Origin of the sequence: Dietzia sp. DQ11-38-2, assembly GCF_014145055.1 — a bacterium.
Classification (GTDB): domain Bacteria; phylum Actinomycetota; class Actinomycetes; order Mycobacteriales; family Mycobacteriaceae; genus Dietzia.
Genome location: NZ_JAALDW010000188.1, coordinates 1 through 3,852, shown reverse-complemented (window position 1 = coordinate 3,852; position 3,852 = coordinate 1). Strand labels below are relative to the sequence as shown.

The following is a 3,852-nucleotide window of genomic DNA, read 5'->3' as shown; positions in this document are numbered from 1 at the left end:
GCTCCCACACGTGAGGAGGAGCTGCCGCCCGCACCCCGGACGGTCCCACTGGCCTCCGGCACCGACGTCGGCACCGCCGTCCATCACCTGGCCGAACACACCGATCTCGCCGAGCTCCTCACAGCAGCACCCTCTGCGGACATCCGGGAGTGGGAGTCGTGGGCGGCCGATCAGCTCACCTCCCTCGGTCTCGGTGGCGGCGTCCGCGACGCCAGGTCCCCCGAGGCCGTCGAGGAGATGGTCGCCGTCGCCCGCACGGCCCTCACCTCGGACCCCGTGCGCAGGGCCGCTGGCCGTCCGCACTGGGCGGAGCTGCCGGTCGCGGGATCCCTCGCCACGACCAACGGCACGTCCGTCGCGGTGGACGGGGTGGTCGACCTGGTCGTCGACCACCCCGACGGGTCCCTGTCCGTCATCGACTACAAGACCGATGTCGCCGTCACCTGCGCCACCGTGGACGATTACCTGCTCCAGCTGTGCGCGTACGCCGAACTCCTGCGGGCGACCACCGGCCGGACCGTCAGCCGCGTCGAGCTCGTGTTCTGCCGCGGCGGCCGGGCCACCGTCATAGGACGGGATCTCAGTTGAGGTTCGTCCACGCCACGCGTCCGTTCGTCGCGGCGGCGATCGCCGCGTCGCACGATTCGCCGGTGGTCACCGCCCGGTACACCTCCACCAGCAGGTCCACGACCGAATCCCACACCCGGTAGAGCGGTTCGTCTCCGCCGTACGCCCAGACCGCTCCGGCATCCGGACCGTCCCGGTAGGCCACGGCGTACCCGTAGCCCCGCCTCTCCGCGATCGGCCACAGTCGACCCGCCCAGGTCACCCCGGGCCCCGGCTCCGAACCCAGTCCACCGGTGGCCATGGCGTGCTCGAACATCCTCGCCTGCACGTCGAAGCCCCGGGCGGGGTCCACCGGGTCCGCGAACGGTAACAGTCCCTCGACCGCGTCCAGGCCCGTCCGGCGGAGATGCCAGAGAAGCGTGCGGATCCCCACCGAATCGTCGACGCCGCAACTGTCGAGCAACATGCCCGACCGGGAGTCGGAGGCCCGGGGATCATCCAGCCACGCACCGGGCGCTCCCTGCACCTGCACGATCTCGGCCAGCGCGTCGCACAGCTCCCCGACCTGTTCGTCGAGCACCACCGAGGCGTCATCCACGCGGCCGGACCGCGATCGACGAACCACTGGCGCGGTGGATGCGGGAACCCCGGTGGTCACGGACTCCTGGGGAGTCGAACCATCCCCCCTCTCCCCGTTCATCACCCACCGGGTCCGTTCGAGGGCTCCGTCGATGTCGGCGGCCCACTCCGGCCGGGCGACGGATGGATCCGGGCCCACAGGAGCCAGTGCCGGTGCCGATCGGACGTCGTCCTGCCGCAGCGCCGGGATCGACCCGGTGACGTCGGCGAAGAGCTCCAGCCGGTCCCGGCGGCTGTCGCGCATCCGGTCGCGTTCGGATCGGGTGAACGACATCACCGGGAGCGTGAGGAGCAACGCGGCCTGCCTCCCGGAGAACCCGAACCCCGTCTTGAGGGCGCGCCGCGCCTCGACCGGGGAATCCGAGTGCCGGATGGTCTCCATCACGGCGGTGAGGTCCTCACACGCCATGAGCAGCGCCTCGGCCTCGTCGAAGGCCCTCCCGGCATCGTCTCCGGGCTCGAACCACCCTCCCAGTGCACCCGTAGCTGCCACGCCGATCCCCCGATCTTCCCCGCTGTCGAACTAGTCCCGGCCCCCACCGGTTCCAGGCGAGATCCTACGCGGGCGGCCCCTGTGACGGTCCTGCAGCCGCACGGCCCCGGCAGCTGCCCTAGCCGACGTTGTGACCGATCTCTCCGGCCGAAATACCGCCCTTGACCAGTCCTTTCCATTTTCCGATCAGTTTCCTAAGGTCGCCCGAGCGTTCCCGTGGAAATCGGACGTAGGGTCCTGGACATGAACGGACATCTGACGCTAGAGGACGGGGGCCGGAACCATTCCGTCCCGGATCCTCCTGCTGAGGGCCCCGGGGCGGAGGCCCGGCCCGGCGTCGACGACCGCGGGATCCGCGACACCGCTCCGGCCGCGGTCTTCCCGGCGCCGCTGACCACGGTCTCGGCCGCGGCGACGGGAGGGTTGATCGGCCTCGGAGCCGTCTACGGCGTCGCGGCACTCCTCGCCGACACCCTGGTGGGTGTGGCGCTGCTGGTGCTGGTGTTCGCGCTGACGATGGCGGGCCCCAGGGTTCATTCGATGGCACGGACCGAGGTGGGCCGCACGGTGGCGGTGGTTCTCGAGGCGATCGCCTTCGGGGGCGTGCTCGGCGCGGTCATCGTGGTGTTCTGAGCCGGGCCCCCAACTCGTCCACCAGGCCCTCCTCCACACCGGCGCCCTCCACGAGGTAGCGACGGACATCGCCGAACTCACGGGTCAACGCTGTCAGCGACCGCCTGATGTTGACCTCCTCGACCCCGATGAGCACGTCGATCGCCTCCAGGCGTTCGGGCATCTCCGCGCGGACGTAGGAGCGGATGGCGTCGACGAAGTCGACGGACAGCTCGCGCGTCAGCATGTAGTCGGCGATCACGTCCTCCTCGCGGACGCCGGCGAGCAGCTGCAGGACGGCAGAGGTCCAGCCGGTCCGGTCCTTGCCGGCGGTGCAGTGCACGATCGCCGGGCCCGTCGACCGCGCCACGGCGCGGACCGCGCGTCCGAAACCCGTCCGCTCGGCGTCCCCGACGACGAACCGCTCGTACATGATCGCCGTCTCCCGCCGGGCGTCCTCGACGCTGTACGTGCCGGCCCCGGTGAAGGCGGCGGCGGAGGTGTTCCCGGCGAGGACGTCGATCGCGAGGTAGTGGGCCCCGTCCGGGATCACGTCGGGCTGTCGGACGATCTCCTCGTCGGTCCTCAGGTCGACGACGGTGCTCACCCCGAGCCGGTTGAGCACGCCGAGATCGTCCTCACCCACGGACAAGGTGGTGGACCGGTAGACCAGACCGCGGGCCATGGTCCCGGACGGCTCGAGTGCGTATCCATGGCCGGCGACGTCCCGGAAATTGTGGACGCTGGTGAGTCGGACGTCGCCCGGCGCCGGACCGGACGCGCCGGCCGCTGCGCTGACATCACGGACGACCTCGGCGTCGACCCCGGTGTTCATGCGCGCATCTGCGCCCATTCCGCGTCCCTTCGGCTCCCGCGCGCCCGGATGGCGCGCCGCCCCCTCTCGTTACTACCGGATCGCCGGGACCGGTGCGAGGCGGCGGCGCCGCGTCGGTGGGAGGGGCCGACGACGAGTTCCGCGCGCTGACCGGGGGGAGCGGGGTCGTCAGCTCAGGATGCGCAGCTGGAACGGGTAGTTGATGGTCCGGCCCCGGGTCGCGCGCACGACTCCGATCAGGTGACCGACGATCTGGAGGACGAAGGAGACCGCCAGCAGGACCAGTCCGATGGGGATGCCGATCACGGTGATGATGAAGACCCAGCCGACGATGCTCATGATCCACAGACCAACGTTGAAGTTGAAGGACCCGGCCGCGGCCTGCCGGACGAACGGGCTGCGGTCCTTGTAGATCAGCCACATGACCAGCGGGCCCACGAAGGAGAGCCACCCCGCCGAGAGCGCCATGGCGATGAGGCTGGACGCGTGCGCCAGGGCCGCGGGCGTGCGGTCGTCGGGTCCGGCCACGGGCTGGCCGTACTGGGGTTCGCCGTACTGGGGGGATCCGGGCTGCTGCGTCATGCCCCCAGTGTGCGCCTCTCGGGGGCGTCGGGGCATCAGGGATGTCCCCCGTGTCGCCACTGATCCCCGCCCGTCCCCCTCCCCCGATCCTCTGCCGCCACGGGCCCCCGCCGCCCCGGACCCC

The 3,852-nt window shown here is 71.2% G+C and carries 5 protein-coding genes; 2 read left to right on the top strand and 3 right to left on the bottom strand.

The features are described from left to right. Positions 1-588, top strand: a 588-nt coding sequence (locus G6026_RS07120; RefSeq protein WP_182612759.1) for a PD-(D/E)XK nuclease family protein, incomplete at its 5' end; no start/stop codon positions are given. Here the strand turns inward: G6026_RS07120 and G6026_RS07115 are convergent. Next, the gene (locus tag G6026_RS07115) at positions 581-1,699 is read right to left on the bottom strand and encodes a DNA gyrase subunit A (RefSeq protein WP_182612758.1); all 1,119 of its coding nucleotides are present in this window, start codon (positions 1,697-1,699) and stop codon (positions 581-583) included. The genes G6026_RS07120 and G6026_RS07115 overlap by 8 nt on opposite strands. Positions 1,700-1,942: 243 nt before the next feature. Here G6026_RS07115 and G6026_RS07110 point away from each other — a divergent pair, with 243 nt between their 5' ends. Further along, positions 1,943-2,332, top strand: coding sequence for a hypothetical protein (locus tag G6026_RS07110; RefSeq protein WP_182612757.1), 390 nt, complete (start codon positions 1,943-1,945; stop codon positions 2,330-2,332). Here G6026_RS07110 and G6026_RS07105 read toward each other — a convergent pair. Together G6026_RS07105 and G6026_RS07100 are read right to left on the bottom strand one after the other, a co-directional pair. After that, positions 2,316-3,164, bottom strand: coding sequence for a tyrosine-protein phosphatase (locus tag G6026_RS07105; protein ID WP_228548948.1), 849 nt, complete (start codon positions 3,162-3,164; stop codon positions 2,316-2,318). The genes G6026_RS07110 and G6026_RS07105 overlap by 17 nt on opposite strands. A gap of 150 nt (positions 3,165-3,314) precedes the next feature. Further along, positions 3,315-3,728 (bottom strand): DUF4870 domain-containing protein, encoded by a 414-nt coding sequence (locus tag G6026_RS07100; RefSeq protein WP_107755299.1) that lies wholly within the window; start codon positions 3,726-3,728, stop codon positions 3,315-3,317. Positions 3,729-3,852: the final 124 nt, after the last annotated feature.